Origin of the sequence: Chitinophaga ginsengisegetis (assembly GCF_900168065.1) — a bacterium.
GTDB classification, from domain to species: domain Bacteria; phylum Bacteroidota; class Bacteroidia; order Chitinophagales; family Chitinophagaceae; genus Chitinophaga; species Chitinophaga ginsengisegetis.
Genome location: NZ_FUZZ01000002.1, coordinates 747591 through 773312 on the forward strand (window position 1 = coordinate 747591; position 25722 = coordinate 773312).

17 protein-coding genes are annotated in these 25722 nt (G+C 48.0%); 13 read left to right on the forward strand and 4 right to left on the reverse strand.

Annotated features, from left to right (window positions below; all coding sequences use genetic code 11):
* Nucleotides 1-44: 44 nt before the first annotated feature.
* Entirely contained in the window at nucleotides 45-836 is a 792-nt protein-coding gene (locus tag B5Z18_RS16775) for a TerC family protein (RefSeq protein WP_079470639.1), read from the reverse strand.
* Between the two features lie 186 nt (nucleotides 837-1022).
* Here B5Z18_RS16775 and B5Z18_RS16780 point away from each other — a divergent pair, with 186 nt between their 5' ends.
* Complete coding sequence (locus B5Z18_RS16780; protein ID WP_200817293.1) at nucleotides 1023-2123, forward strand: fatty acid desaturase family protein; 1101 nt, start codon at nucleotides 1023-1025, stop codon at nucleotides 2121-2123.
* 42 nt (nucleotides 2124-2165) lie between these two features.
* Here the strand turns inward: B5Z18_RS16780 and B5Z18_RS16785 are convergent, their stop codons facing one another.
* A complete protein-coding gene (locus tag B5Z18_RS16785) occupies nucleotides 2166-2996 on the reverse strand; it encodes a helix-turn-helix transcriptional regulator (RefSeq protein ID WP_079470640.1) in 831 nt (276 codons plus the stop codon).
* Between the two features lie 91 nt (nucleotides 2997-3087).
* On the opposite strand from B5Z18_RS16785, the gene B5Z18_RS16790 reads away from it, so the two are divergent.
* A complete protein-coding gene (locus B5Z18_RS16790; protein WP_079470641.1) occupies nucleotides 3088-4152 on the forward strand; it encodes an SDR family oxidoreductase in 1065 nt (354 codons plus the stop codon).
* Nucleotide 4153: 1 nt separating this feature from the next.
* Here the strand turns inward: B5Z18_RS16790 and B5Z18_RS16795 are convergent, their stop codons facing one another.
* Complete coding sequence (locus B5Z18_RS16795) at nucleotides 4154-4714, reverse strand: RNA polymerase sigma-70 factor (RefSeq protein WP_079470642.1); 561 nt, start codon at nucleotides 4712-4714, stop codon at nucleotides 4154-4156.
* A gap of 217 nt (nucleotides 4715-4931) precedes the next feature.
* Here B5Z18_RS16795 and B5Z18_RS16800 point away from each other — a divergent pair, with 217 nt between their 5' ends.
* The 11 genes from B5Z18_RS16800 to B5Z18_RS16850 all read left to right on the forward strand — a co-directional run bounded on the left by B5Z18_RS16800 (nucleotide 4932) and on the right by B5Z18_RS16850 (nucleotide 24443).
* Complete coding sequence (locus B5Z18_RS16800; protein WP_079470643.1) at nucleotides 4932-6011, forward strand: FecR family protein; 1080 nt, start codon at nucleotides 4932-4934, stop codon at nucleotides 6009-6011.
* 244 nt (nucleotides 6012-6255) lie between these two features.
* Nucleotides 6256-9648, forward strand: coding sequence for a SusC/RagA family TonB-linked outer membrane protein (locus B5Z18_RS16805; protein WP_200817294.1), 3393 nt, complete (start codon nucleotides 6256-6258; stop codon nucleotides 9646-9648).
* A 19-nt stretch (nucleotides 9649-9667) separates the two neighbouring features.
* A complete protein-coding gene (locus B5Z18_RS16810) occupies nucleotides 9668-11461 on the forward strand; it encodes a RagB/SusD family nutrient uptake outer membrane protein (protein ID WP_079470644.1) in 1794 nt (597 codons plus the stop codon).
* A gap of 127 nt (nucleotides 11462-11588) precedes the next feature.
* Nucleotides 11589-14051: an outer membrane protein assembly factor BamB family protein gene (locus tag B5Z18_RS16815; RefSeq protein ID WP_079470645.1), complete on the forward strand. Its 2463-nt coding sequence runs from the start codon at nucleotides 11589-11591 to the stop codon at nucleotides 14049-14051.
* 114 nt (nucleotides 14052-14165) lie between these two features.
* Nucleotides 14166-14798, forward strand: coding sequence for an RNA polymerase sigma factor (locus B5Z18_RS16820; RefSeq protein ID WP_159454334.1), 633 nt, complete (start codon nucleotides 14166-14168; stop codon nucleotides 14796-14798).
* Between the two features lie 91 nt (nucleotides 14799-14889).
* Nucleotides 14890-16062 (forward strand): FecR family protein, encoded by a 1173-nt coding sequence (locus B5Z18_RS16825; RefSeq protein WP_079470647.1) that lies wholly within the window; start codon nucleotides 14890-14892, stop codon nucleotides 16060-16062.
* Nucleotides 16063-16195: 133 nt separating this feature from the next.
* Nucleotides 16196-19582, forward strand: a complete 3387-nt coding sequence (locus tag B5Z18_RS16830; RefSeq protein ID WP_079470648.1) for a SusC/RagA family TonB-linked outer membrane protein — start codon at nucleotides 16196-16198, stop codon at nucleotides 19580-19582.
* 11 nt (nucleotides 19583-19593) lie between these two features.
* The gene (locus B5Z18_RS16835; RefSeq protein WP_079470649.1) at nucleotides 19594-21033 is read left to right on the forward strand and encodes a RagB/SusD family nutrient uptake outer membrane protein; all 1440 of its coding nucleotides are present in this window, start codon (nucleotides 19594-19596) and stop codon (nucleotides 21031-21033) included.
* Nucleotides 21034-21069: 36 nt separating this feature from the next.
* Nucleotides 21070-21822: a DUF4843 domain-containing protein gene (locus B5Z18_RS16840; RefSeq protein ID WP_079470650.1), complete on the forward strand. Its 753-nt coding sequence runs from the start codon at nucleotides 21070-21072 to the stop codon at nucleotides 21820-21822.
* Between the two features lie 28 nt (nucleotides 21823-21850).
* On the forward strand, nucleotides 21851-23353 hold the full coding sequence (locus B5Z18_RS16845; protein WP_079470651.1) for a PKD-like family lipoprotein: 1503 nt from the start codon (nucleotides 21851-21853) through the stop codon (nucleotides 23351-23353).
* Between the two features lie 25 nt (nucleotides 23354-23378).
* The gene (locus B5Z18_RS16850) at nucleotides 23379-24443 is read left to right on the forward strand and encodes a TlpA disulfide reductase family protein (RefSeq protein ID WP_159454335.1); all 1065 of its coding nucleotides are present in this window, start codon (nucleotides 23379-23381) and stop codon (nucleotides 24441-24443) included.
* A gap of 57 nt (nucleotides 24444-24500) precedes the next feature.
* Here B5Z18_RS16850 and B5Z18_RS16855 read toward each other — a convergent pair whose 3' ends face one another.
* On the reverse strand, nucleotides 24501-25592 hold the full coding sequence (locus B5Z18_RS16855) for a sterol desaturase family protein (protein WP_079470653.1): 1092 nt from the start codon (nucleotides 25590-25592) through the stop codon (nucleotides 24501-24503).
* Nucleotides 25593-25722: the final 130 nt, after the last annotated feature.

Here is a 25722-nt window from a genome sequence, read left to right on the forward strand (position 1 = left end):
CGTATACGCTTTCCCATTATTATATTTTTTGGAAGATGATTACCTTAATTTTCCTTTGGAGGCAATTCAGCCTCATTATGCAGCTTTACCGGTTTCTCTGAACGCGCTTTTACCTTCAGGTTCAGCACCTCGATAAATACAGAGAATGCCATCGCAAAATAAATATAGCCTTTTGGAATATGCTGGTCGAAGCTTTCCGCTATCAGCGAAACGCCAATCAGCAGCAGGAACGATAATGCCAGCATTTTCACCGTAGGATGACTGTTCACAAAACGGCTGATACCTTCGGATGCCAGCAGCATAACGCCTACAGATACCACAACCGCCGCAATCATGATCTCCACATGATCAGCCATTCCCACGGCCGTGATCACGGAATCCAGTGAAAACACAATATCCAGTAACAGGATCTGCACAATCACCTGCCCGAACTTCATGGGTTTGGCATTGGCATTCGCATGCTCTTCTCCTTCCAGTTTTTCGTGGATCTCCGCAGTACTTTTATAAATAAGAAATAAACCTCCTACCAGTAAAATAAGGTCACGACCAGAAATGGCCAGCTTTCCCAACCACTCAGCGTTCTGTATACCAATCCATTCGCCCATATTAAAAAGCGGCTTTGTCAGCGACATAATCCAGCTGATAGACAGCAGCAATAAAATACGCACAAACATGGCAAGTCCAAGCCCCAGGCGACGGGCCTTCTTTTGTTTATTCTCCGGCAGTTTCCCCGCCAGGATAGAAATAAACACAATATTGTCGATCCCCAACACGATCTCCAGTGCGGTTAGCGTTAACAGGCTTATCAGCGAGTCAACGGTAAGCAGGTGTTCCATAATTGACAGTTATATAGGTTATGTATGTGCAAACCCGAATATACTTCCTTTTTTGATAGTGATGAAATCTGCTAAACGCCTGCTAAAAACATTTGTCGTAAATTACAGGAATATACAATGATCAGCACTTCTCCCCTCCTGCTTGTTTTCTGTATCACAACACCGTTTTCTGATTAAAATAGTAATATGAAAAAAGATGAATGGCATATAGTGCGCTTTGCTTCGCGCGGTAACAACAGCTTTATAGAATCTGCCAAGGCTGCAGTACAGGATTACTTTTCCCCTAACAACATCTCTGTGTATGCCAACAGGGAAATGTGGATTAAAACAATCGTAATGCTTTCGTTATATTTCGTACCCTATACTTTGATGGTGGTGGGCCTCGGCGCCGGAAACGTGTGGTTGTACCTCGGCCTGTGGCTGCTTACCGGTCTGGGGGTTACCGGTATTGGTGCTTCCATTATGCATGATGCCAACCACGGCTCGTTTTCTCCCAAAAAAGGTATTAATGATATGATAGGCCATATCCTGGAAATCATAGGCGGATATGCACCTACCTGGAAAATACAGCACAACGTACTCCACCACACTTATACCAATGTAACCGGTTTGGATGAAGACATTGACAGTATTAAATTCCTGCGTTTCTCTCCCAATCAGCCCCGCCACTGGTATCACCGCTACCAGCACATGTATGCATGGGGCTTTTACATGCTTATGACGCTTTTCTGGATGACAGCAAAAGATTACCTGCAGGTATTACGCTATAAAAGTCATGGCCTGCTTTCAAAACAAAAAGTAACGTTAAAACAGGCCATGTTCAGGATCTCCCTGTTCAAAGTGATTTACTATGGATATATCCTGGTATTGCCGTTGATATTCTCCGGGATGCCCTGGTATTGGGTGCTGGCAGGATTCTTCCTCATGCATTTCACTGCAGGATTGCTGCTGGCCTGTATCTTTCAGCCGGCACATGTTATGAGTTCCTCCGGATACGCCACCCCGGACGCCGACAGGAAAATGAAAGACAGCTGGGCCGTACACGAAATGGAAAATACCACCAACTACGCACCACGCAGCCGCGTATTATCCTGGTGCATCGGCGGGTTAAACTACCAGATAGAACATCACCTGTTTTCCGGCATCTGCCACGTGCATTACCGGAAACTGGCGCCTATTGTGAAACAACAGGCGGCTGCCTTTAACATACCTTACCAGGTTCAACCAACCTTTATACGCGCCCTGTGGGAACATGCCCGCATGCTCAAAAAACTTGGCCGTAAATAAAACAAACAGGGGAGCACCACAACCGGTACTCCCCTGTTTATCTTATCCCTGCACCTGCTCCCGGTAAGCAGAAGGACTCATGGCATGATATCTCCTGAAAAATTTGTTCAGGTGACTCTGGTCGTTAAACCCCAGCTCATGACTGATTTCTTTCAAAGAAAAAACACTGTAGTGCAACCTGTTTTCCAACAGCTGCAATTTATACTGGTTCACATAATCCCGCAGCGTGCTGCCGGTTTGTTCTTTAAAAAAAGCGCCCAGGTAATGTTTGGAAAAACCAAACAACTCCGCCAGCTGCTCTACCTGGATATCATCCGCCTGGTGAATATGTTCGTGAATATAGTTAAGAATATGCGTTACCCTCGCGCCGCTTTTAGGGCTTGCTTCCAATAATTCCTGATCAGCTACCTGTTTAATCATGGAAAACAATGCCTGTAACAAAAAGAAAACAGTATCACTGTTTTCCTGCCCGGCAGCTTTCCACTCTGCCACCACCAGCTGTATCAAAGGTTCCATACGATGAACAGCCGTAATCATTCTCTTTTGCCGCGCCTGTAACAACAGCTGATCCAGCTCCTGGTTCCAGCTTTGCTGCAACCGTATGTTACCCGTGCCATGCAGGTACACATTGGTAAACTTGATAAAGGTAAACGTAGTGGGCGCCGTAATTTCAAAATGATGCGCATCACAGGGCGCCAGTAAAAACAAACACGGACCATCATACGGAATATTCATCCCCGAAACGCAATGCGTACCGCTGCCCTTGTGTATAAAGATGAGTTCAAAATGATTATGGTTATGCACCGGATGCTCCCATTCCCGGGCAGTAAAGTGCGACACTTTCAGGTACTCGTGTTGTATGTATCTCTTCATTCTTTAAAATATACCAATGAACCCCGCGGATGTACAAGTAACAGGCAACCCGGAGAGCTGATCTTTGTACTGTTAAAAATACAACACAGATATGGAACAGCATAATAATAAGAAAGTAGCCCTGATAGCGGGCGCGCAGGGAGTAATAGGACGTAATCTTATCGATTACCTGCTTACACAACCCAACTGGGAGATTATCGGTTTATCCAGAAGAGGCGGCGCCGGTAACGCAAATGTAAAGCACATTGCAGTAGACTTATTAAGCCGGGAAAACAGTGAGCAACAACTAAAACAACTCACTACGGTGACGCATATATTTTACGCCGCCTACCAGGACCGTGGCAGCTGGGCGGAGCTCGTGCCTCCCAATATGACCATGCTCCGCAACGTGATTGAAGTGGTAGCGCCTATTGCCCCTAACCTGCAACACATCAGCCTGATGCAGGGATACAAAGTTTATGGCGCACACCTCGGTCCGTTTAAAACGCCGGCGCGCGAAACAGATGCCGGTCGCTTTATGCCGCCGGAATTTAATATGGAACAGCAACGTTTCCTGGAAGCGTATCAACAGGGCAAATCCTGGTCGTGGTCCGCAATACGGCCTTCTGTAGTAGGTGGCTTTGCATTGGGTAATCCTATGAACCTCGCAATGGTGATAGCCGTGTATGCCGCTATTTCAAAGGAACTGGGACTGCCGCTCCGCTTCCCCGGAAAACCAGGCGCCTACGATAAACTCATGGAAATGACCGACGCCGGCCTGCTCGCAAAAGCCACGGTATGGGCAGCAGAAAGTGACGCCGGCACAAATGAAGCGTTTAATATTAACAACGGTGACCTCTTCCGCTGGTCGGATCTGTGGCCACGCATAGCCCGGTATTTCGATATGGAAACGGAAGCGCCCCTTCCTATGCAGCTGGACGTGGTAATGGTCGACAAGGAAACACTGTGGAATACCATGATGGAAAAATACGGGTTGCAATACAGCTATGCGGAAGTATCGTCCTGGAAGTTCGGCGACTTTGTTTTTTCGTGGGACTACGACTTTTTTGCCGATGGCAGCAAAGCACGCCGTGCAGGCTTCCGCGAGTTTGTGGATACCGAAGCGATGTTCCTGGAAATATTTGAAAATTTTAAGAAGATGAAAGTGATTCCCTGATCTATGCTTTTTCCAATGTGAAATTCACCGCTGCCGTGAGGCGCTTCATAGCAATAGCCAGCTGGTTTTCCACCGTTTTAACCGAGAGGTTTAAAATGGTGGCTACCTCTTTATAACGAAGGTCGTATTGTTTTACAAGGATGTATACCATTTTGCATTTGGGAGGAAGTTGTTCAATGGTATATTCCATTTTACGGATCATCTCCGCAGAAATCATTAGTTGCTCCGGATCGCTTTCAAAGGCAATTTCCAGTTTATCTTCTTCTGCAAAAACTACCTGCCGGGAACTGGCCTGTTTACGCATATAATCAATCGCTTTATTCTTCGCTACCACAAACAGGTATACCTGCGGATTTTTTATGTCCGTCAGTGATTGCCTTTTTTGCCAGCAATGCATAAAAACATCATTCGTTATTTCTTCGGCTACCTCTTTACTACGGGTAAGCGAGAAGGAAAAACGCAACAGCCTGATGAAAAAATGATGATAGAAAGCTTTGAAGGCCGCCTGATCATTGTTCACCGTGATGTTTTTAAATAATTCATTGATTGTACACTGATCCATCCCTTTTAAGCCACTGATATTGGTTGCAATAATATATAACGCAGATTACGCTAAAGTTAACAAAATAAATTATCCCGGAATTTATTTTTAGAGTAGTGTTTTTTTGGCGCAAAATGGTGGTATTCGCGCTATTTCCGGGAAAAGAAAAAATTTACCGGCGGCTTTGGGGGTTTTTCATTTTCTTTTCGTCCTTCTGATATAACACGGATAAAAATAAATGATCGAGCGCAACCGGGTAAATATATTGATGGCCAGGAAAGTATCCGGAGAGGCCACCACAGAAGAACTGAAAGAACTGGAAATGCTACTGATGCAATTTCCGGAGCTGCAGTATGCTTTTACCATTATCGGGGATATCAGTTCCGTGAACAGCGCCAACGGATTTTCCCCGGCAGAAGAAGAGCAACTGGCCAGCGAGGGAATGGACCGCATCAACCTGTTCCTCCAGCAGGAACAGGAGCTGCCTCCCGCCAAACGGTTGATTCCCTGGCGTATGATCAGCGGCATTGCCGCCGGCATCGCTATACTCATCACGGCATATACCCTGTGGCCGGTCGTGCCGCGCAAACAGGCTTTCCGCAATGAAGTGGTTACCAAAACCGGCTCCAAAACCAGCGTGGTACTGCCAGATGGCACCAGCGTAATACTCAACGCCTGCAGCCGCCTCCAATACGACGCCACCCGTTTCCTGAACGGCGAGCGTGAGGTGAGTCTTACCGGTGAAGCGTACTTTGATGTAAAGCATGACCCCGCGCATCCGCTCATCATCCAATCCGGCAACATAAATATCCGGGTGCTGGGAACTGTATTCAATGTAAAAGCCTATACAGAAGATGCCACCGTGGAAACAACCCTGCTCAGCGGAAAAGTGGAAGTGGATTTCCCGGATAATGATCATGGCGGAGCGAGGAAAACCGTACAGCTGCAACCGGAACAAAAATTAATCATCGGCATAAAAGAAAATAAACAAATACCTGTAAACAGAAAAACCAACTTCAGCATCACACCGGTAAAAACAATGGCTGCTGCCGGCAACCATACCACAGCGGAAAAACCAGCCACCGCCTGGGTTAACGACCGCTTCGACTTTGACAATGTAACGTTTGAACAACTATCGCACGACCTGGAACGCTGGTTCAACGTAACCCTGCGTTTTAAAAATGATAAATACAAACACGAAGTATTTACAGGCGCATTCCGGAAACAAAGTATTGAAGATGTATTGCAGGCATTACAACTGATGTCGGGCTTTCATTATGAGATGAACACGAAAGAAAATGTTATTTACATATGGTAAAACACAACATCCAAACGTCATCTATGGCTTGATAATCCACTGATTTTTTATTGCAGACAGCAAATAAAAAAAGGGAAATGCAGCAACATTCCCCCTTTTAAAATGCTGGCTAAACAATGTAAACCGATTTCCTTACGATCTGGTAACGGCTCATTATTTAACCTAACGAAACAAATTTATGAAAAAAAGCTATTGGTGGCCTTCCCATATTCCCCAGCGGAATATGAGGAAACTATTATTGCGTATGAAACTAACCTCCGTATTGCTTTGCGCCGGGTTCTTACAACTAAGCGCACATGGGTTTTCACAGGAACGGATCAGTGTTAATTATAACAATATTAACATTGGTAAGCTGCTGACTGTCATAGGACAGAAGAGCGACTATACTTTCCTGTACAAAAATGCCAGCATCCCCGACCGGAAAATCTCTATCTCCATGAAAGATGCTCCGGTGGCGGAGATCCTGGATAAGGCGCTCGCAGGCACCTCGCTGGGATATAAGATCATGAAAGATAACCTGGTGGTAATCCTGGAAGCAGGTGAAACCGTACAGAATGTTCATATAAGAGGACGGGTAACCGACGAAGCCGGCAACCCGCTGATTGGCGTTACCGTGCTGGTAAAAGGTACCACACAGGGCGCTAAAACAGATAATGATGGCCGCTTTACCCTGGAAGTACCCGAAAACGCCACCGTGGAATTCACCTACGTTGGCTACGAAGCCCAGCAGATGAAAGCACGTGACGGCGCCTCTCTTAACATTGCCATGAAAGCCAATTCCAGCGGCCTCAATGAAGTAGTGGTAGTAGGTTACGGCAAACAGAAAAGGGCTAATCTCAGCGGCGCGGTAGATGCTATTTCCGGTAAAGAACTGGAAAGCCGCCCTATCGCCAATATCGGTAACGGCCTGCAGGGATTATTACCCAACCTGAATATCACCAATAACAACGGCCGCGTATCTTCCGCACCAAAATTTAACCTGCGTGGTATGACCTCCATCAACGGCGGCGATCCCTTCATCCTGGTAGATAACATCCCTTTTACCAATGAAGAAGTGTCGCGCCTCAACCCCGCCGATGTGGAAAGCGTAACCACCCTGAAAGACGCCGCCTCCGCCGCCATCTATGGCGCCCGCGCCGCCTTCGGGGTAGTGCTCATTACTACCAAATCGGGAAAAGACGGCCGCCTCCTGATGAATGCCAACGCCAACTACGCCGTGCGCACATTAGGACTGGTACCAAAAATCATTACAGACCCGCTCACCACCATGCAATACAAGCATGATGCCGCCACACCACTGTATGATCTGTACCCCGCCGCCGACAGGGCCTATGCAGAAAAACTTGCCAACGACCCTTCTTTGCCAAGAGTAATCGTAAGCCCCACCGATAAAACAAAATATGCCTATTACGGATCTACCGACTGGCTCCATGAAGTATACCAGAAAACAGCGCCCGCGTATAATGCCAACTTCAACATTTCCCGCGGAGATGAAAAACTGAACTACTACTTCTCCGGAGATTATTACAAACAGGATGGTATGCTCCGCTATAATCCCGATCAATACACACGCTATAACATGCGTGCAAAAGCTACCTATACCATCAACGACCGCGTGAAAATTGGTAGCAACACCATGTACACCAACACCACCTATTCGCAACCCGCCAATACCGTTGATTACTTATTTTTTCATAATGCAAACCGCACCCCTTCTTTGTCCGTGCCCCGCAACCCGGATGGTACCTGGACTTCAGACGGCGCGGCATTACTGGGTAACCTCCAGAGTGGCGGCCGCTCCGCAGATACCTGGAGCGAATTTATGACCACGCTCAACGCAGAAATAAACCTGGTGAAAGATGTATGGACCCTGAAAGGAGATGCTACCTACCGCCGCGGAAATAACGTAGGTAAATCCTATACACTGCCGGTTCCCTACAGCAACGGGCCGGATCAGCCTACCCAATATACCAACGGTAACCAGTCGTCCGCCAACAACAGTACTAGTGAGCTGAAGTATAACGTGTATAATGTTTACACCGACTTCCACAAAACATTCAATAAAAAACATGCCGTTGGCGCACTCGCAGGGTTCAACCAGGAATACCATTACACCAATATATTCAATGTAAACAGGCAGGGACTCATCAGCACACAATACCCCACCCCGCAACTGGCTACCGGCAATATCACGGAAAAACAAACAATTGAAGATTGGGCTGTAAGAGGTATCTTCTATCGCCTGAATTATACCTACGATGATAAATATATTGTAGAAGTAAATGGCCGTAACGACGGGTCATCACGCTTCCGCGCCGATAACCGCTGGGGCTTCTTCCCATCCGCTTCTGCTGCATGGGTGATTTCCAAAGAGAAATTCTTCAGCGATATTAAAGGCATCGATCTCCTGAAACTCCGCGGCTCCTATGGTTCCCTGGGCGATCAGCAATGGAAAGCCTACGGTTACATGCCGCTCATGTCGGCCGGTAACATCAACTCCGTATTAAATGGCCAGCTGCCTATTGGCGTATATGCACCAACACCGGTTACCGCCACCTACACCTGGCAGTCGGTGAAAACCGTTAACGGCGGTATCGACTTCAGCATGCTGAAAGAAAGATTATTCTTCAGCTACGACCGCTACACCCGCTATACCAACGGCATGTTCGCCAAAAGCCAGGAACTGCCCAACGTATACGGCGCACCGGCTCCAAGAACCAATTCTGCCGACCTGAAAACACGCGGATGGGAAATGACCCTCTACTGGCGCGATCAGTTTAAAATCGGCAACAACGACTTCGGATACGGCGTAAAATTACTGGTGGCCGACAGCCGTTCCTTTATTACCCGCTTCACCAATCCTACCGGTACGCTCGCCAACTACGACGCCGGCTCACTGGAAAACCGCAACTACTACCAGGGACAGGAAATAGGTGATATCTGGGGCCTTGTTACAGAAGGATTTTTCCAGAACGAAGATGAACTGAAGTCACATGCCAAACAATCCAAAGTAGGTTCAGACGATCAGCAGTACCAGTTCTATGTAGGCGATCTGAAATTTAAAGATCTCAATGGCGATGGCTCGGTAGACTATGGCGACAATACCATCAGCAACCCCGGCGACAGGAAAATAATCGGTAACAATATGCCGCGCTTTCCATACAGCATCGACCTCACCGCCTCCTACAAAGGTTTCGATTTCCGCGCACTCATCCAGGGTATCGGAAAAAGAGACTGGTACCCCAATGCAGGTAACCACTACTTCTGGGGTGTATATTCACAACCGTGGACAAACGTACAGGTACACAACCTCGATCGCTGGACTCCCGAAACACCCAATGGTTACTTCCCGCGCCTGAAATCATATATCGCGGAAGATGCCACCGAGCTGGGCGCACCGCAAACCAGGTACCTGCAAAATGCAGCGTATACCCGTCTCAAAAATGTTTCTATCGGCTATACCATTCCAAAGTCCATCACAGAGAAGTACAAGATCCTCCGCTTCCGTGTTTATTTCAGTGCGGAAAATATCTTTACCATCTCCCACCTGAAAGCGAATATCGATCCTGAAGGACTGGACGGTTCTGTATATCCTTACCAGAAAACATACTCGTTCGGATTAAACCTGAACTTTTAATTAATTCAAACATCGGAACATGAAAAATAAAAGGCTTTATTTATCACTCATCATACTGGGCTGTGCAGCAGCTTCCTGTAACAAGGACTTCCTGCAACGCAACCCGCAAACGGAGATCTCACCGGAAGCATACTTCAACTCACCACAGGATCTGAACACTTACATCAACGGTTTATTCGACGATAACCTTTCGGCGCCGTATGACGACAATAACTCCGATAACGTTTCCGGCAACACCGGCAGCGAAATGGACAAACTGGTGCACAACACCCTCGACGAAAACACCGTTGGCGGATGGAACGACTGGGATGTACTGCGCGATATCAACTTCCTGCTGGATAACGCCGGCAAAGCAAAAGGTGATGCTGCCGACATTAATCACTACATAGGCATTGCCCGCTACTTCCGTGCGAGATTTTATTTTGAAAAGATAGCCACCTATTCTGATGTGCCCTGGTACGGCCACGCATTAACAGATGTAGACCCCGATCTGTACAAAGGTCGTGATCCACGGTCCGCAGTGGCCGACTCTGTGCTGGCCGACCTGCAATTTGCTGTGGATAATATTAAGGTAGATGATAAAGACAACGGCACCCGCGTAAATAAATACGCTGCCCTGGCGCTCATGTCCCGCTTCTGCCTTTTCGAAGGAACATTCAGAAAATATCACGACGAAGTAAAGCTTGCCGGCACCGCTGAATCTTTCCTCCAGAAGGCCGTATCAGCAGCGCAACAGGTAATAAGCAGTAACCGATATGTGATCTACAATAACGGCAAAGGCGGGGAAGATTACCGCACTTTGTTTTCCAGTCTTTCCTTAAACGGCAACAAAGAAATTATCCAATGGAGAGATTATCCACAGAGTCTTGGTAAAGGCAACAACACGCATACCGTACTCGGATGGACCTGGTCGCTCAGCCAGAGCCTTGTATACAGCTACCTGATGAAAGACGGCACGCCGTTCACTTCACAGCCAGGCTATGATAAAACAGGCTTCACCGCTACCTTCAAAAACCGCGATCCGCGCCTGGCCGAAACAGTGGCCTATCCCGGCTTTTCCACCACGCAGGATAATAACCTCTACATCGCAAAGCCTAACCTCGGCGCTTACGATCAGCTGAAGTTTTATCCACGCGATCCGAAACAACGCCAGGGCTGGGAAACTAACTATACCGCATTACCCGTATACCGTTACGCCGAAGTACTGCTCAACTTCGCTGAAGCAAAAGCAGAACTGGGTAGCCTCACACAGGCCGATCTTGACATATCCGTGAACCTGCTGCGCCGCAGGGTGCAAATGCCCGACCTCAACCTTGTTACTGCCAACGGAAACGTGGACCCGGTGCTGAATGCAGCCTACCAGGTAAGCGGTGCCAATAAAGGCGTGCTGCTGGAAATACGTCGTGAAAGAAGAGTGGAACTGGCCTGCGAAGGGCTGCGTCTCAAAGATATCAATCGTTGGAGAGCAGGCGCGCGTTTACAGGAAGCACCACAGGGCATGTATGTTCCCGCACTCGGCGGCATTGATATGAGTGGCGACAACGTAGCCGACATCGCTATACTGCCAAACACTACAGATACTTCTTCTATCGCCGGGTTACCCGCTGATGTGAGGGCAAAATTGTCACGTTTCTATCTCACGGATAAAAACGGGGAAAATAATTTCTACCTCGACAACGGCACCAATGGTCATATCAAATTTACTGCCGACCGCGCCGGCCGTACTTTTAAAGAGCCCCAGTTTTACTATCGTCCTATACCAAAACAACAGACGATACTGAATGATAAACTGAAACAGATATTCGGCTGGTAAACCGGATGAACAGTGATGAGCAGGATTACCACGATCCATGTTTTTGCAGGGAATGACTCACTGCAAAAACATGGATCGTGGTAATCCTTTTTAATACCGCAATCATGCTTATAAAATAAACCCATTCATGAAAAAATTACTCTTAACCCTCCTCATCGCCTGCAGCCTGCAAACACTGATGGCACAGGGATTCTCAGGGCAGGTGTTTACAGACAATAATGCCGACGGCAAACCAAACAACGCGGAAAAAGGACTCGCAGGCGTGCGTGTATCCGACGGACTCCATGTAGCCATCACCGATGCCAACGGTAACTATCACCTCCCCGGCCACACGAAAACAAGATTTATATTTATCACCACACCCGCCGGATACCGGTTCACCAAAGCATTCTATATACATACCGATAGTACCCTGTCCACCTACGACTTTGGCGTGCAGCCGGTGATTAAAGCCACAGCAGCCGCCGCAAAGTTTGTTCGGCTCACCGATACAGAAACCTACCAGTTCAACAGCTGGATCACCGATGCAAAAGAATATGCGCACAATGAAAACGCTGATTTCATGATCCATACCGGCGATATCTGCTACGAAAAAGGTATGGCATTCCACGCGCAATACATCAATACCCGCACAATGGGAGTACCCGTATATTACTGCATCGGCAACCACGACCTGGTAAAGGGTCCGTACGGAGAAGCATTGTACGAGTCCCTGTTTGGCCCGGTGTTCTACTCCTTTGATGCCGGCCCCGCGCACTTCATTGTAACGCCCATGCGCAACGGCGATTATCAACCTTCCTATACCGTAGATGATGTAGTGCAATGGCTGAAAAATGATCTTGCCAACACGGCGCCTGAAAAGCCCGTGATCGTGTTCAATCACGACCTGCTCACTTATGATACATTGTTTACCATCCGTTCAAAAAACGATAGCATCAACCTCAATGAACATCACCTCAAAGCCTGGATCTATGGCCACTGGCATATCAACTTTGCGCGTACCCACGGCAACACCGGCATCCGCTCCCTCTGCGCTGCGCCGCCTCCCGACGGCGGTATCGACAACTCCGCTTCCAACTTCGATATAATCGGCGTGGATAAAAACGGACTTTCGTTTGTGCAACGGCGTTATACCTATGTACACGATCAACTGGTATCCGTGTCGCCGTCGGCAGCAGGCATTGCATTTGACCAGGATAAAATGGTGATCAGCGCAAACGCCTATCACACTGCTTCCCCGGTAAATAAAGTACTGTTCAGCTTATTCGATAAAAAAGGAAACCTCGTGAAGCAGGTATCGCTGCAACCCCGCACCGACTGGAACTGGTTTGCTACTACTTCCATTCCCGCTGCATGGTTAAATGGCGTATATACCTCAACGTTAGAAGCTACATTAGGTACCGGTAGGGTACTGTTCCGCAGGGATACATTTACGCTGGTAAAAAATATGCCTGTAAAAACCAGTGCGAACGCCGCCGATTGGCCGGAAGTATTACAGAACATACAACGTACAGGCGTTACCGGTATATCCACCGCCGGATCACTGCATTTAAACTGGACCGCAAACGTGGGAGGTAATATCTGGAAATCATCTCCCATATGCGCCGCAGGCAAAATATTCACAGGCACTATTGATGATGAAGGTAATCACCATAGCAGCATCACCGCGCTGGATGCACAAACCGGCAAACAATTGTGGCAATTCCCCACCGGTAACTCCATTAAACACAGCATCAGCTACCACAACGGCCTGTTGCTGGCTACCGATGCAGAAGGCGTTACCTACGCCCTCGATGCCGCTACCGGTAAACTGAAATGGAAACATACGGGCGATCTGAAAAACCTGCCTGCCTATAATTCGGCCGGCGCTATCCACGATGGCGTTTACTTTACCGGCGCAGGCAATTATTTACAGGCTCTGGATATCCGCACCGGGCAGGTGAAATGGACGAACCACGACTGGACCGGCGGGGAAGGCACTCCCGCGGCAATGGCTATCCACAACGGGCAGCTCATCACTTCTTCTAACTGGAACCACCTGTTTGCCCACAATGCCGCCACCGGGAAATTGCAATGGAAACGCAGCGATGAAGGGATCCGCTTTCGCAGCGGCACACCCGCTTTCTTTGATAACTTATTGTATGTACACGGTATCAATAAACTTCACATCCTGGACCCCGCTACCGGGAAAACAACAGACAGCATCCCCGTTACGGAAGAACTGAAAACCATGACGGCGCCGCTAGTCACTAACGGGTATATCATCACCTGTACGGCTTCCGGTGGTATGCTGGCCTTCGATAAAAAAACAAAAAAAGAGCAGTGGCGTTTTGTACCGGGTGAAGCCCTGTTTTACTCTGCGCCTTATTCCTCCCCAAGCTCCGCCACTATCGAATCCACGCCCTTACTGGCCGGCAACCGCCTCATTGCAGGCGCGTCTGACGGGTATGTATATGTGATAGACCTGGCCACCGGGACACTGATCAGCCGCTTCAATACCGGCGCGCCCGTGTTGGCGGATATGGCTGTGTATAACGGCATGCTGTATGTAGCAGATTTTTCAGGAAACGTAAATGCGTTCCGTTTATAAGAACACCCGTCTTATAAAAAGAGGATATCTCCGTTAAAAGAGATATCCTCTTTTTATATAACAAATTATTATCTTACGAATATTGCTTCCCTTTTTTAAATATTTTATTATAGTTTGCAGCAGAAGTGGAATATTGAATACGGAAAGCAATTGCCAATCAACCAAACATATAACGAGAAGGCGCTTCTTTTACAGATAGCAGCGGGAGATGAAACTGCCTACAGGCAGGTATTTAACAGTCACTGGAACCAGATCTACCAGGTGGCCCTCAGCTTCCTCAAAACACCCGGAGAAGCGAAGGATGCAGTGCAAACAGTGTTCATCAAACTATGGGAAAAAAGACACAAACTGCCGGAAGTCGACAATTTCGACGCCTGGTTGTTTATTGTGGCCCGTAATACTATTGTCAACATCCTTCATCAGCAGGCGTCCTTTGTAGATGTTCACCAGGTGGAAGACACCGTTCCGGAAAACTATCTCACCCCCGACTCTTTACTGGAATACAAACAAACCGCCTCCCTCATCCAGGATGCCATTGCACAGTTGCCACCACAACAGTCGCTTATTTTCCGTTTAAGCCGGGAACAGGGTTTAACGCATCCGCAAATTGCACGCGAGCTGAATATCGCGCCAGCTACCGTGAAAAGCCATATGGTGCGGGCGCTGAACACCATCCGGGAATATGTCCGGAAACAGGGTGGCAACGCATTGCTCCTCATCTGGCTGCTTGAAAAATTAGGAAAATAAAAAAAGTTTTCCCTCAACTGCACCTATCGCCCTTTTTTTTGGTCTTTATAGTAAAGGCGCTATTTTCTGATGTCTTAAAATGTAATCGTGTATGCACGCATCCGGGGAATTCCAGTCATTAATGGATAAATACCTCACCAACTCCATCACAGCAACGGAGAAGGAACTACTGTTCGCCATGATCAGGAGCAGGCAACACCTGCCCGTCCTGGAAAAAGTAGTGGACGATGCACTCGGAACACCCATTGAAGTAACCGAAGACATAGCCCTCAGGGAAGAAATCTTTGCTTATATAAAAGCACAGAACCAGCCGGTAAAAAAAATAAGCCCGTGGCCACGCTATGCCGCGGCAGCAGCCATTTTATTGCTCATCGCAACAGGTGCTTACTATTGGCTGCAACCACCATCCAAAGTACCAGCGCCGGCAGCAGGCTATATCAGCACCGCTAAACCCGGCGCCAACAAAGCCATTCTCATACTGGCCGATGGCTCCAGTATTGCGCTCGACAGCTCCGGCAAACAGCAGCTGCAACAGGGCGGTACTTCCATCCACCAGCAGGGCAGCCAGCTGAAATACGATGTGCAAAGCAGTACCCCCGGCGTAAGCTACAATGTATTACGCACCCCGCGCGGCGGACAGTTCCAGGTAACATTACCGGATGGTACAAAGGCATGGCTCAACGCCGCTTCATCGGTCAGGTATCCTACTGCATTTACCGGTAAGGAAAGAAGGATAGAAATTACGGGAGAAGTATACCTGGAAGTAAGCCCCTTTAATGCAGGCGCCGCGGAAAACATGCCTTTTGTGGTAGTATCCGCACATCAGCAGGTAACGGTACTCGGCACGCATTTTAATATCAACGCATACGAAGAAGAAGGAGCCACCAGCACCACATTAATTACAGGAAAAGTAAGGGTGTCCGCACAAAGCGGCAACGCCGGCGTGATACTGGCGCCCGACCAACAGGCGGTAACTACCCATAACGGCGCCATCACCACTATCCCCGTACGGCAGGTAGAAACTTCAAAGGTAATAGCCTGGAAAAATGGCTATTTCGATTTTGAAGAAGAACGCCTGGCCGTGGTTTTACGCCTCCTGTCGAGATGGTATAATGTGGATTTTGAGGCGGATCCCGCCATGCTCAATCTGAAATTCAGCGCGGTAATATCCCGCTCGTCACAGATAAGCGATGTATTGTCATTATTGTCGGCCACCGGCGCCGTGAAATTCAGGGAAGAAGGAAATAAAATTAAAGTATACTGATTTTTTATACCGACTGTCGTTTTTAGAGTCACCATGCGCACCACCACGCATCCGGGCGAAGTTTGCTATGCACTGCAGACAAAGCAAATGATGCCCATCATTCAATAACGCGATTAAACCAGAATCTACACAAATGAAACATTTGTGGCTTTATCATCATTTCCTGCACTATGGCAGCAGGACAAAGACCAAACCATTATCAACCATGAAGTTTAAAGCTATTTTTCTGTTGATGACCTGCCTGCAGGTAGCAGCAACGGGCTTCTCACAAATTACGATCTCAAAAAACAGCACCACGCTGGCAGAAGTATTTAAAGAAGTCCGGAAACAAACAGGTTATGTATTCATCTACAACAATGATATGTTGCCGGACGAGAAGCGGTTTGACCTGCATGTAAAAAATGCGCCGGTGAAAGAAGTACTCACGCAATGCCTGAAAGGCTTACCACTCACCTATTCCATCCGCGACGGCAATACCATTGTAATCAGTCCCTACAAACCATCCGGCAGTACGGACGAACAGGCGCAATCCATCGTGCTGCGGGGCCGGGTTTTCGATGCAAACGGTCAGCCATTGCCCGGCGCCAGCGTAATTGTGAAAGGAACCCGCCTGGGTACATCCACCCTGGCTGATGGTACTTTCCAGATCCGCGTGCCGGACGAAAAGACTGCTATCCTCATCACCTTTGTCGGCTTCAAATCACTGGAACTGAAACCCTGGAAGGAAGGAATCCGTACCATACAACTGGAAAGGTCCGCCGTGGAAATACAGGACGTAGTGGTGCGCACCGGGATGTTCGACAGGAATAAACTCACCTTCTCCGGGGCGGTGGCCTCTTTCAGCGGCAAGGACCTGCGCCGGGTAGGGAACCTCAACGTTGTCCAGAGCTTAAAAACACTGGACCCCTCCTTTATCGTTACCACCAATAATATCCAGGGTTCTAATCCCAACCAGCTGCCCAATATAGAAGTGCGCGGCAAAACAAGTCTTTCCTCCAGCACAGTAAGGGACCAGTTTTCCAATGATCCTAACCAGCCGCTGTTTATCCTGAATGGAATGGAAACAACCCTGAGCCAGATCGTGGATCTCGACATCAACCGGGTGGCCTCCATTACCCTGCTCAAAGATGCCGCGTCTACCGCGCTATATGGCTCCAGGGCCGCTAATGGCGTGGTGATCGTGGAAACCATACAACCCAAACCGGGAGAACTCAATGTTTCCTATACCGCCGACCTCCGCTGGGAAATACCGGACCTCCGCGATTACAATATGATGAATGCAGAAGAAAACCTCGAATTTCAACGACTGGCAGGATTGTATAAAAAAGAGTTTGGCTTTTCCGGCATCACCAACGACAACCTCTATAATCAACGCCTGGCAGCCGTACGCAGCGGAGTTAACAGCTACTGGCTCAATGTTCCGCTGAGAAACAGCTTCACCAACGGGCACTCGCTGCGCGTGAGCGGTGGCAGCCAGGAATTTCAATATGGCATAGGACTGAACTACCGCGGACTGAACGGCGTTATGATCGGCTCCGACAGAACCACCTGGGGCGCTACCGTGGATCTTGCCTATCGTAAGAAAAAACTGAACATCACCAACCAGCTGTATGTAAACGGTACCAACTCCAACGAATCGCCCTACGGCTCATTCAATGATTTTGTAAACATCAATCCCTACTACCGGAAAAAAAGAGACGACGGCAGCCTGAATACAGACCGGTACCTGGAAACATACCTGGTTAACACCAACTCCTTTATTCCTGATACCGTTAAAGTAGGCAACCCGCTGTACAATGCCACGCTCAATTCAAAAAACAATACCAACACCCTCATACTCCAGAACAACCTGAACTTCATATACGATTTCACGCGGAGCTTCCGGCTGTCCGGTGGCTTACAGGTACAAAAAGGAAGTACCAAAGGCACCCTTTTTATTCCTGCCGCCAATACCATGTTCGACACGGTGGATACATACCGGAAAGGCCGCTACACCGATTCCCGTACAGATAACATGAGCTACCAGGCCAACCTGATGCTTACGTACAGGAAAGTATTCAACGATGTGCATAGTCTCACCGGGAACGCCCGGACAGAAATGCAGGAACAAAGTCAAACCTATTCCGCTTACACCGCCACTGGTTTTCCGGAAGGTGTAAATCCCAATCCCGCCTTTGCCTATGGCTTCCTGCCGGATACCAAACCCATATACCAGAAAACAACTGTAAGAAGGGTTAACGCACTTGGCAGCGTTAACTACGCATACGACAACCGCTATTTTATAGATGCAAATTTCAGGATAGACGGCTCCACTTCTTTCGGCGCCGAAAATAAATACTCTCCTTTCTGGTCGGTCGGTGTGGGCTGGAACATCAGCAGCGAACATTTTATGTCAGACATACAATGGCTAACCATGCTCCGGATCAGGGGGAATATAGGTACCACGGGTAACCAGGCGCTAGGCAGCTACGCCTCCACCTCGGTTTACGGATATGAAAATAACCTGAACATCTACGGACAGGGGCTTTATCTCACCCAACTCGGCAACCCGTTGCTGGAGTGGCAGAAAACACAAAGCACCAGCGTTGGTATAGATGCTTCCCTCTTTGATAACCGCTTCACCGCTACTTTCAACGCCTATGAGAAGTTGTCAAAACCACTGATCACCAACGGCTCGTTGCCTGCATCTTCCGGCGTATCTACCTATGTGCTGAACGTAGGAAACCTCCGTACCCGCGGGGTGGAAGCTATTGTACGGTATGCACCCATCTATCTGCCACGGAAAAATATACTGTGGACACTCGGCTACACCGGGAGCCTGTACAAAAGCAGGTATGAAGGCTTCTCCAACATTCTCAAAAACCTGAATGATGAAGCGCAGAAATCCAACTCCCTGCAGCGCTATCTCGATGGTTACAGTCCCGATGAACTCTGGGCGGTAAAATCACTCGGTATTGATCCCGCTTCCGGTAAAGAAGTATTCAGAAAAACAAACGGGGAAAAAACACTGGTATACGATCCTGCCGACATCGTTCCTATCGGCAACGGCAGGCCACAGGTGGAAGGCGTGATCAGCTCCAATCTTAATATCAAAGGATTCCTGTTTGGTATCAATCTCCGTTACAGTATCGGCGCTTATATTTTCAACTCCGCCCTGTACAACAAAGTGGAAAACATCAGCTTCGACCAACTGCAGTACAACCAGGATAAAAGAGCGCTGGAGTTACGCTGGAAACAACCCGGCGACGATGCGCTGTTTAAAGGGATCAGTCTTACCGATGTAACGCCGATGTCGTCCCGCTTTATCCAGAAAGAAAATTATCTCACGGGCGAATCTATCAATGCGGGCTACGAGTTCCGCTCCGTACAATATCCGTGGGTACGGCGTCTGAAACTGCAAACCATCCGGGTAAACGCCTACATGAACGATATCTTCCGCCTGTCGAATATAAAATCTGAAAGAGGAATCGATTATCCTTTCAGTAATGCGGTTTCTTTCAGTTTAAACATCTTCTTCTAAATATATTTTTTATGCAACCGATAAAACGCATCTTTCCGCTCCTGCTGCTTACCATTCTCTTTCTTTCAATGGTATCCTGCAGTAAATACCTGGATGTACAGCCGGAAGACAAGTTCCTGGAAAACCAGGTATACGGCAGCCAGACATCTATCCGTAATGTGATTAACGGCATCTATCTGAACCTGGCCAAACCCGCGGTGTATGGCCGCGAGCTTACCGCTACCACCCTCGATGTGCTGGCCCAGTATTATAACTGCGCGGCCACCTCCCACCCTTTTTATACAACGTTTGGGTACAAATACACAGATGCCACTGCGATGTCGCATACCACCGCTATCTGGAACAACGCCTATACCGCTATCCTGAATATCAATCTCTTTATTCACAATGTAGATAGCACCAACAATGTATTGAGCGCGGAAGAAAAAAATCTGCTCCTGGGAGAAGCCTACGGGCTAAGGGCGTTTGTGGCCTTCGATTTGTTGCGGCTATTCGGACCGGTATATGCCACCGACTCCACTAAAACGTCTATTCCCTATCCCGTTACACCGGAATCAAAAATAGAGGCGCTATTGCCCGCTAATACCGTTATCACAAATGTGCTGGCTGATCTATCGACAGCAGCCACCCTGCTGGAAAAAGACCCGGTACGCACGGCTGGTATAAAGGCGCCGGATACTATGGCAGATAAATTCTTCAGTCTGCGCAACCGCCGCATGAATTATTATGCCGTGAAAACCCTGCAGGCAAGAGCGCTGCTCTACAGGCGCGATAACACAGGCGCTGCCGCCACAGCAACGGCTGTGATCAATGAAGCCACTCCCTGGTTTCCCTGGAGTCCTTCTTCCCTCTCCGCTCCCGGCATTGTGAACCCGGACCGGATCTTTTCTTCCGAAGTTATTTTCGGACTGGAAAATGCAGATATGTATGCCACCCAAACCAGCTGGTTCGCTGCGAGTCTTAACACCAGCCTGCTGGCGCCGCTGCCGCAGCGGCTTACCGCCATTTATGAAGATTATAACAACGATTACCGGTACCGGATCAACTTTGATGTAGACAGAACTTCCGTACGGACAGACAAAACCTTCTTCAAATATGCAGATATACAAAACAAAAACCTGCTCTACCGGAAACTGCAACCTTTAGTGAGGCTCACAGAACTGTACTACATCGCTATAGAAGGAGAAACCGACGACAGCAGGGCTTCCACACTGCTGAATACCGTACGCTACAACAGGGGCCTGCCTCCGGTTACTATCAGCGGTGATAAGAGGAACCAGCTCACCAAAGAATACCAAAAAGAATTCTGGGGCGAAGGACAGCTGTTCTTCTATTACAAACGCATCAACCTTCCGGTTATCAGCAGCGGCTCTTCCGCCAATGCTACCATTGCCATGACGCCGGCAAAATACGTAGTGCCGCTTCCGTTATCCGAAACCACTTTCAGATAGGAAGCCTTTATTCTTAAATGTATCAATGCAAATAACATGAAGATTTTTCCAATATACTTCCTCCTGCTCACCGCTCTCGTAACCGGATGCGCCAAAAGTGAACTGCTGCATTACACAGAAGAAAGCAATGTCTTTTTTTCCTATACCCGCTTCAGTACCAATTATGATACCATCATGATCAATTTCGCCTTCCAGGGAAACAGAACAGAAGACAGCGCCGGGTTTTATGTAAACCTGCTGGGGAAAGTCACCCCGGATAACCGGTTGTTCAATATGACAGCAGATCAATCCAGCACCGCTGTAGCGGATAAACATTATCGTTTACCCGTTAACGATAGTCTATTTATTCCTGCCAATGCCAACCAGAAACTGGTGCCTGTTAAGATCCTGCGGCCGGCAGACCTGCGCGAAAAAACAGTGTCGTTATTTCTGAAGCTCAGTCCCAACAACAACTTTCAAACAAACATGAGCGTGTTCAATGCTGCAGCGACAGATGTTATATCTGCCACCAACCTGGAAATTATCATACAGGATATCCTTCCCAAACCTGATCTCTGGGATAACAACACCAGCGCGCTGGGCGCTTATTCACGCAAAAAACTGGAACTGCTCGTTGCCAACCAGTCGCTCTTGCTGGCGAAATTTTACGCGGGTACACTGTACTCCACCACACAACTCACCAACTACTCCAGGCAGTTCCAAACCTATTTAAACAACCAGAAGAACGCAGGTAAAACAATTACAGAAGAAGATGGAACCGAAATGAAAATGGGGTCCGCTGTTCAATAATATTCTTTCATCTTATTCATCAACAAATATGAACACTCATCATTACAAACCAATATTGATCTCTTTCATCTTTGCACTGCTGCTGTCGGCATGTATGAAGGATAAGGGCAACTATACCTATACACCCATCAACAGTATCACTATACAGGGTGTGGACTCCGCTTACCTGTTGGATTACGGCACACGTTTGCAGATCAAACCGGTGCTTAAATTTTCAAAAGATGATCACGAGGATACCGCCAACTATACCTATAACTGGGTGGCGGATCACCTGGTAGGATACACCATGGCGCCCACCATCATTTCCACCTCGAGGAACCTTGATACCGTGATCACGCTTGACTACGGCCTCTACGCAATGTACTATCGCGTTACCGACAAAAAGACGGGGGTGTTCACCGACAGCTATTTTACACTGAATGTAGGCGCCCCCTCCTATGAAGGATGGATGATGCTGTGTGATATGGAAAATGGCAACAGCCGCCTGGATATGATTTCACACAGTGGTAACACCGATACATTATACCGCGATATCCTCAAAGAAGTACGCTCTGCTTACAAAACAACAGGCACGCCTGCTTTTATAGCCACCCAGTTTTCACAGCTCGGAGGCCCTACCAACGGATCTCTCGGCATATTTGTAGCCACCAGCAAAAATGCCGTGCTTCTCGGACTGGACTCACTGGATTATGTACCCGCTTACGACCTGAAGAATTTTATGCAGGCGGCGGAGCCTGTTACCGACTGGACAGGCGCCGACATTTCCCTCCGGATGTATGGTGGTTTGCTTTATGTCAACAACAATATCTATGGAATCGGTTACAGCTCCATTACCAACCCGGTGAATACACAGGACGGAGGTTCTGCGCTTTTCAAACCATCGCGCTGGACCGCTCAAAACACGTCAGGCCAGTCGATCATCTTCAATGAAGATACCAAAACGTTTCTGCGCTATCCCGGATCAGGTACTACCTGTCTCACACTTCCCGCAGGAGACCTTTTTAATTTCAGCACCGGCATGGACCTGCTCTACAGCGCCTTTGCTCCATTCAACAGCGGCGAAGTATTTGCTGTGCTGAAAAACAGTACGACCGGTAAACGTTACCTGGCAAGGTTTACAGTGCCCGGTAAACAGAACTATTTTGCAGAAATCACCGGCGACGGTATTGCCGATGCCGAAAACTTTGCCGTGAGTCCCGATCTGGGCTACCTGTTTTACAATGTAGGTGGCAAGGTGTATGAATATGATCACGCCACCAAACGCAGCATACTGATGCATGATTATGGCAACAGGAAAATTTCACTCCTGAAATTCCAGCCATTTGCCTCCACATACGCCAGCGCTTCCAACGCCGCTTACTACATCGGGCTGAGTAAAAAGCTACTGGTGGGTACTTATATCCAGGGCCAACCGGAGAATTCCGGCATACTGGATATCTATAACGTTCCTGACATTAATGCACCGTTACAACTGTATAAATCATATGCAGGAACGGGTAAAATTTCCTGTATCGCCTACCGCGAACGATAAACATCTATCTAAAAAATTTATAAAAATGAGAAAAATCAAAACCAACCTCCTCTTCCTGCTCCTGGTCCTCACGGCCGGTGCAGCCTATGCCGGGCAGCCGTTTACCATTAACGGCAGCCTGCGCAAGGCAGACAACCAAACATGGGCGCATGTTTACTACCAGCTGGATGGTAAACGCATCCATGATTCCGCAAAAATCACCGATGGCCGCTTCACCTTAACAGGCAATATAGCTGAACCGGTAAAATCAGTTATTTCCATTACTACTCCTTCGTCAGGAACAAGACCCACTTTTACAGGCGCCTATTTCTACCTTGAAGCAGGAAATATCACCGTTACGAATGCAGATACCAGCAGGCAACTGCGTATAGGCGGCACTCCGCTCAATGAAGAATATAGCCGGCTGGAACAGGCACTCAGCAAGGCTTCTGCGCGTCAGGCAGATACTGCATTAAACAGCTATGCAGCCATCGCCCAACGCCGGCAGGATGTTTACCGCGAATTCGTGGCAAAGCACCCGGCTTCACAGATCAGTCTGGATCTTGTATTGAACGATATCGGCGGAGCGGCAGACATGATGCAGAAAGAAGCCCTGTTCAATAATTTATCGCCCGCACTGAAAAACAGCACAGCCGGAGTGGCATTTACCCAAAGAGTGGAACAGGCCAAACTGTTGCTGCCGGGAAAACCCGCACCCGACTTCACAGAAAAGGACACCGCCGGCATCGCCGTTTCCCTGAAAGATTTCCGTGGCAAATATGTACTGATCGATTTCTGGGCCAGCTGGTGCATGCCATGCAGGGCGGAGAACCCGCATGTACTCAATGCCTATAATAAGTATAAAGACAGGAACTTTACTATACTCGGCGTTTCACTGGACAAGTCCAGGGCCGACTGGATAAAGGCCATCAAAGAAGATAATCTTCCCTGGAAACAGATCTCTTCACTCGATCCGCAAAATGCAGAAGGCGCTAAAAAATACGCCGTCAGGTTTATTCCGCAGAATTACCTGATTGATCCGGAAGGAAAAATTATCGCCAGCAATTTAAGAGGCGAAGGGTTGGATAAACTCGATGAATTATTGAAGTAGCAAAAAGAAACCGCTGCAAACAAATGTTTACAGCGGTTTCTTTTTATATACAATACATTATACTGCCTCAGCATGTACAATCGCCGCCACTGGCGGCGCCACCACCGGCACCGGTTCTTCTGTTACTTCATCTCCAACCACGGGCCCGTTATGCGCCAGCTCACTGCCCTCTTTCTTCGATTTAAAAATAGGCCATAACAACTGTGCATACCATTCTTCTTCCTTATAATGTTTCAATCCATAAGCGCTTGGATACTGACGGGTGATGATGCCTGTACCAAAAATAATATCCCAGATAAAAAACATATTCCCAAAGTTACCTTTGTAGTATCCCACACCATCATCTGTAGTATCTGCATGGTGTGCATGATGCGTGGCAGGCGTTGAAATTAAACGCTCCATCACCCATGCTACCGGGTTCAGCCACCGGATGGTGTAAAATGGCTTATCCCATTTAATGCTGGAATGCGCTGCAGTAGTGATCAGTGATTTTATGCCGCCTACAAAAAGCGCCGGATAACCAAGACCCAGATAAGTAAGCGTTACTGTCAGGTAGATCTGAGAAAAGAAGGCGGTGTAAATAATATTCTGCCTGCTCGTCATCGCCATGCCCATATAAGGCGCAGAATGATGCGTACGGTGAAAACGCCATAACAGGGGCAATTGATGATGCAGCCGGTGATACCAGTACTGCGTTAGATCATCAGCAACAGCCATGATGGCAATGCCCCACCAGAACGGCACCCAGGCAAATGCATTCTTCGCATCAGGTAAAACAAAAGGCAATAACTTCAACCCGAAATAAGCAATCATCGGACGCAGCACAATTTTCGGAAGTATAAAACATACAATATCCAGTGTGCGTTCATTCTTCGTCCACTTATTTTCATACAATCCTACAGAAAATTCCACAATCCCCACTACCAGCATAATAGCCGGTAATCCCCACGTTTTGAGGTTATTAAATACGGCGTCCAGGAATGCCGGCGCGCGGAAGTAAAGATGCTCAGAAGTGGCATTCAGCCACGGTTTGCTGCCACTGATATAAAACGACAGAAACATGAGCCCTATCGGCAATACATATAGCAGTAAACTAATCAGGGAGTCCTTCAGGATCACCTGCGTCTGCGTTTTTGCTGTTGTTGTCATACTTATCTTTTTTATGTGATCAGTGATGTTGATTAAATAAAAAGTGTATCAGCCAGATACTGCCGGCGATAATCACCAGCGGTATCAGGAATATCAATATGCCGATGGCAATTTTTTTTGTTAATAAAAC

What these genes read in the sequence shown, in the direction of transcription:
- B5Z18_RS16805 (WP_200817294.1), top strand. Translation starts at nt 6,256, where the DNA reads ATGAAACTAACCTCCGTATTGCTTTGCGCCGGGTTCTTACAACTAAGC.
- B5Z18_RS16825 (WP_079470647.1), top strand. Translation starts at nt 14,890, where the DNA reads ATGCACGCATCCGGGGAATTCCAGTCATTAATGGATAAATACCTCACC.
- B5Z18_RS16800 (WP_079470643.1), top strand. Translation starts at nt 4,932, where the DNA reads ATGATCGAGCGCAACCGGGTAAATATATTGATGGCCAGGAAAGTATCC.
- B5Z18_RS16815 (WP_079470645.1), top strand. Translation starts at nt 11,589, where the DNA reads ATGAAAAAATTACTCTTAACCCTCCTCATCGCCTGCAGCCTGCAAACA.
- B5Z18_RS16845 (WP_079470651.1), top strand. Translation starts at nt 21,851, where the DNA reads ATGAACACTCATCATTACAAACCAATATTGATCTCTTTCATCTTTGCA.
- B5Z18_RS16795 (WP_079470642.1), bottom strand. Translation starts at nt 4,714, where the DNA reads ATGGATCAGTGTACAATCAATGAATTATTTAAAAACATCACGGTGAAC.
- B5Z18_RS16850 (WP_159454335.1), top strand. Translation starts at nt 23,379, where the DNA reads ATGAGAAAAATCAAAACCAACCTCCTCTTCCTGCTCCTGGTCCTCACG.
- B5Z18_RS16785 (WP_079470640.1), bottom strand. Translation starts at nt 2,996, where the DNA reads ATGAAGAGATACATACAACACGAGTACCTGAAAGTGTCGCACTTTACT.
- B5Z18_RS16840 (WP_079470650.1), top strand. Translation starts at nt 21,070, where the DNA reads ATGAAGATTTTTCCAATATACTTCCTCCTGCTCACCGCTCTCGTAACC.
- B5Z18_RS16830 (WP_079470648.1), top strand. Translation starts at nt 16,196, where the DNA reads ATGAAACATTTGTGGCTTTATCATCATTTCCTGCACTATGGCAGCAGG.
- B5Z18_RS16790 (WP_079470641.1), top strand. Translation starts at nt 3,088, where the DNA reads ATGGAACAGCATAATAATAAGAAAGTAGCCCTGATAGCGGGCGCGCAG.
- B5Z18_RS16780 (WP_200817293.1), top strand. Translation starts at nt 1,023, where the DNA reads ATGAAAAAAGATGAATGGCATATAGTGCGCTTTGCTTCGCGCGGTAAC.
- B5Z18_RS16810 (WP_079470644.1), top strand. Translation starts at nt 9,668, where the DNA reads ATGAAAAATAAAAGGCTTTATTTATCACTCATCATACTGGGCTGTGCA.
- B5Z18_RS16855 (WP_079470653.1), bottom strand. Translation starts at nt 25,592, where the DNA reads ATGACAACAACAGCAAAAACGCAGACGCAGGTGATCCTGAAGGACTCC.
- B5Z18_RS16835 (WP_079470649.1), top strand. Translation starts at nt 19,594, where the DNA reads ATGCAACCGATAAAACGCATCTTTCCGCTCCTGCTGCTTACCATTCTC.
- B5Z18_RS16775 (WP_079470639.1), bottom strand. Translation starts at nt 836, where the DNA reads ATGGAACACCTGCTTACCGTTGACTCGCTGATAAGCCTGTTAACGCTA.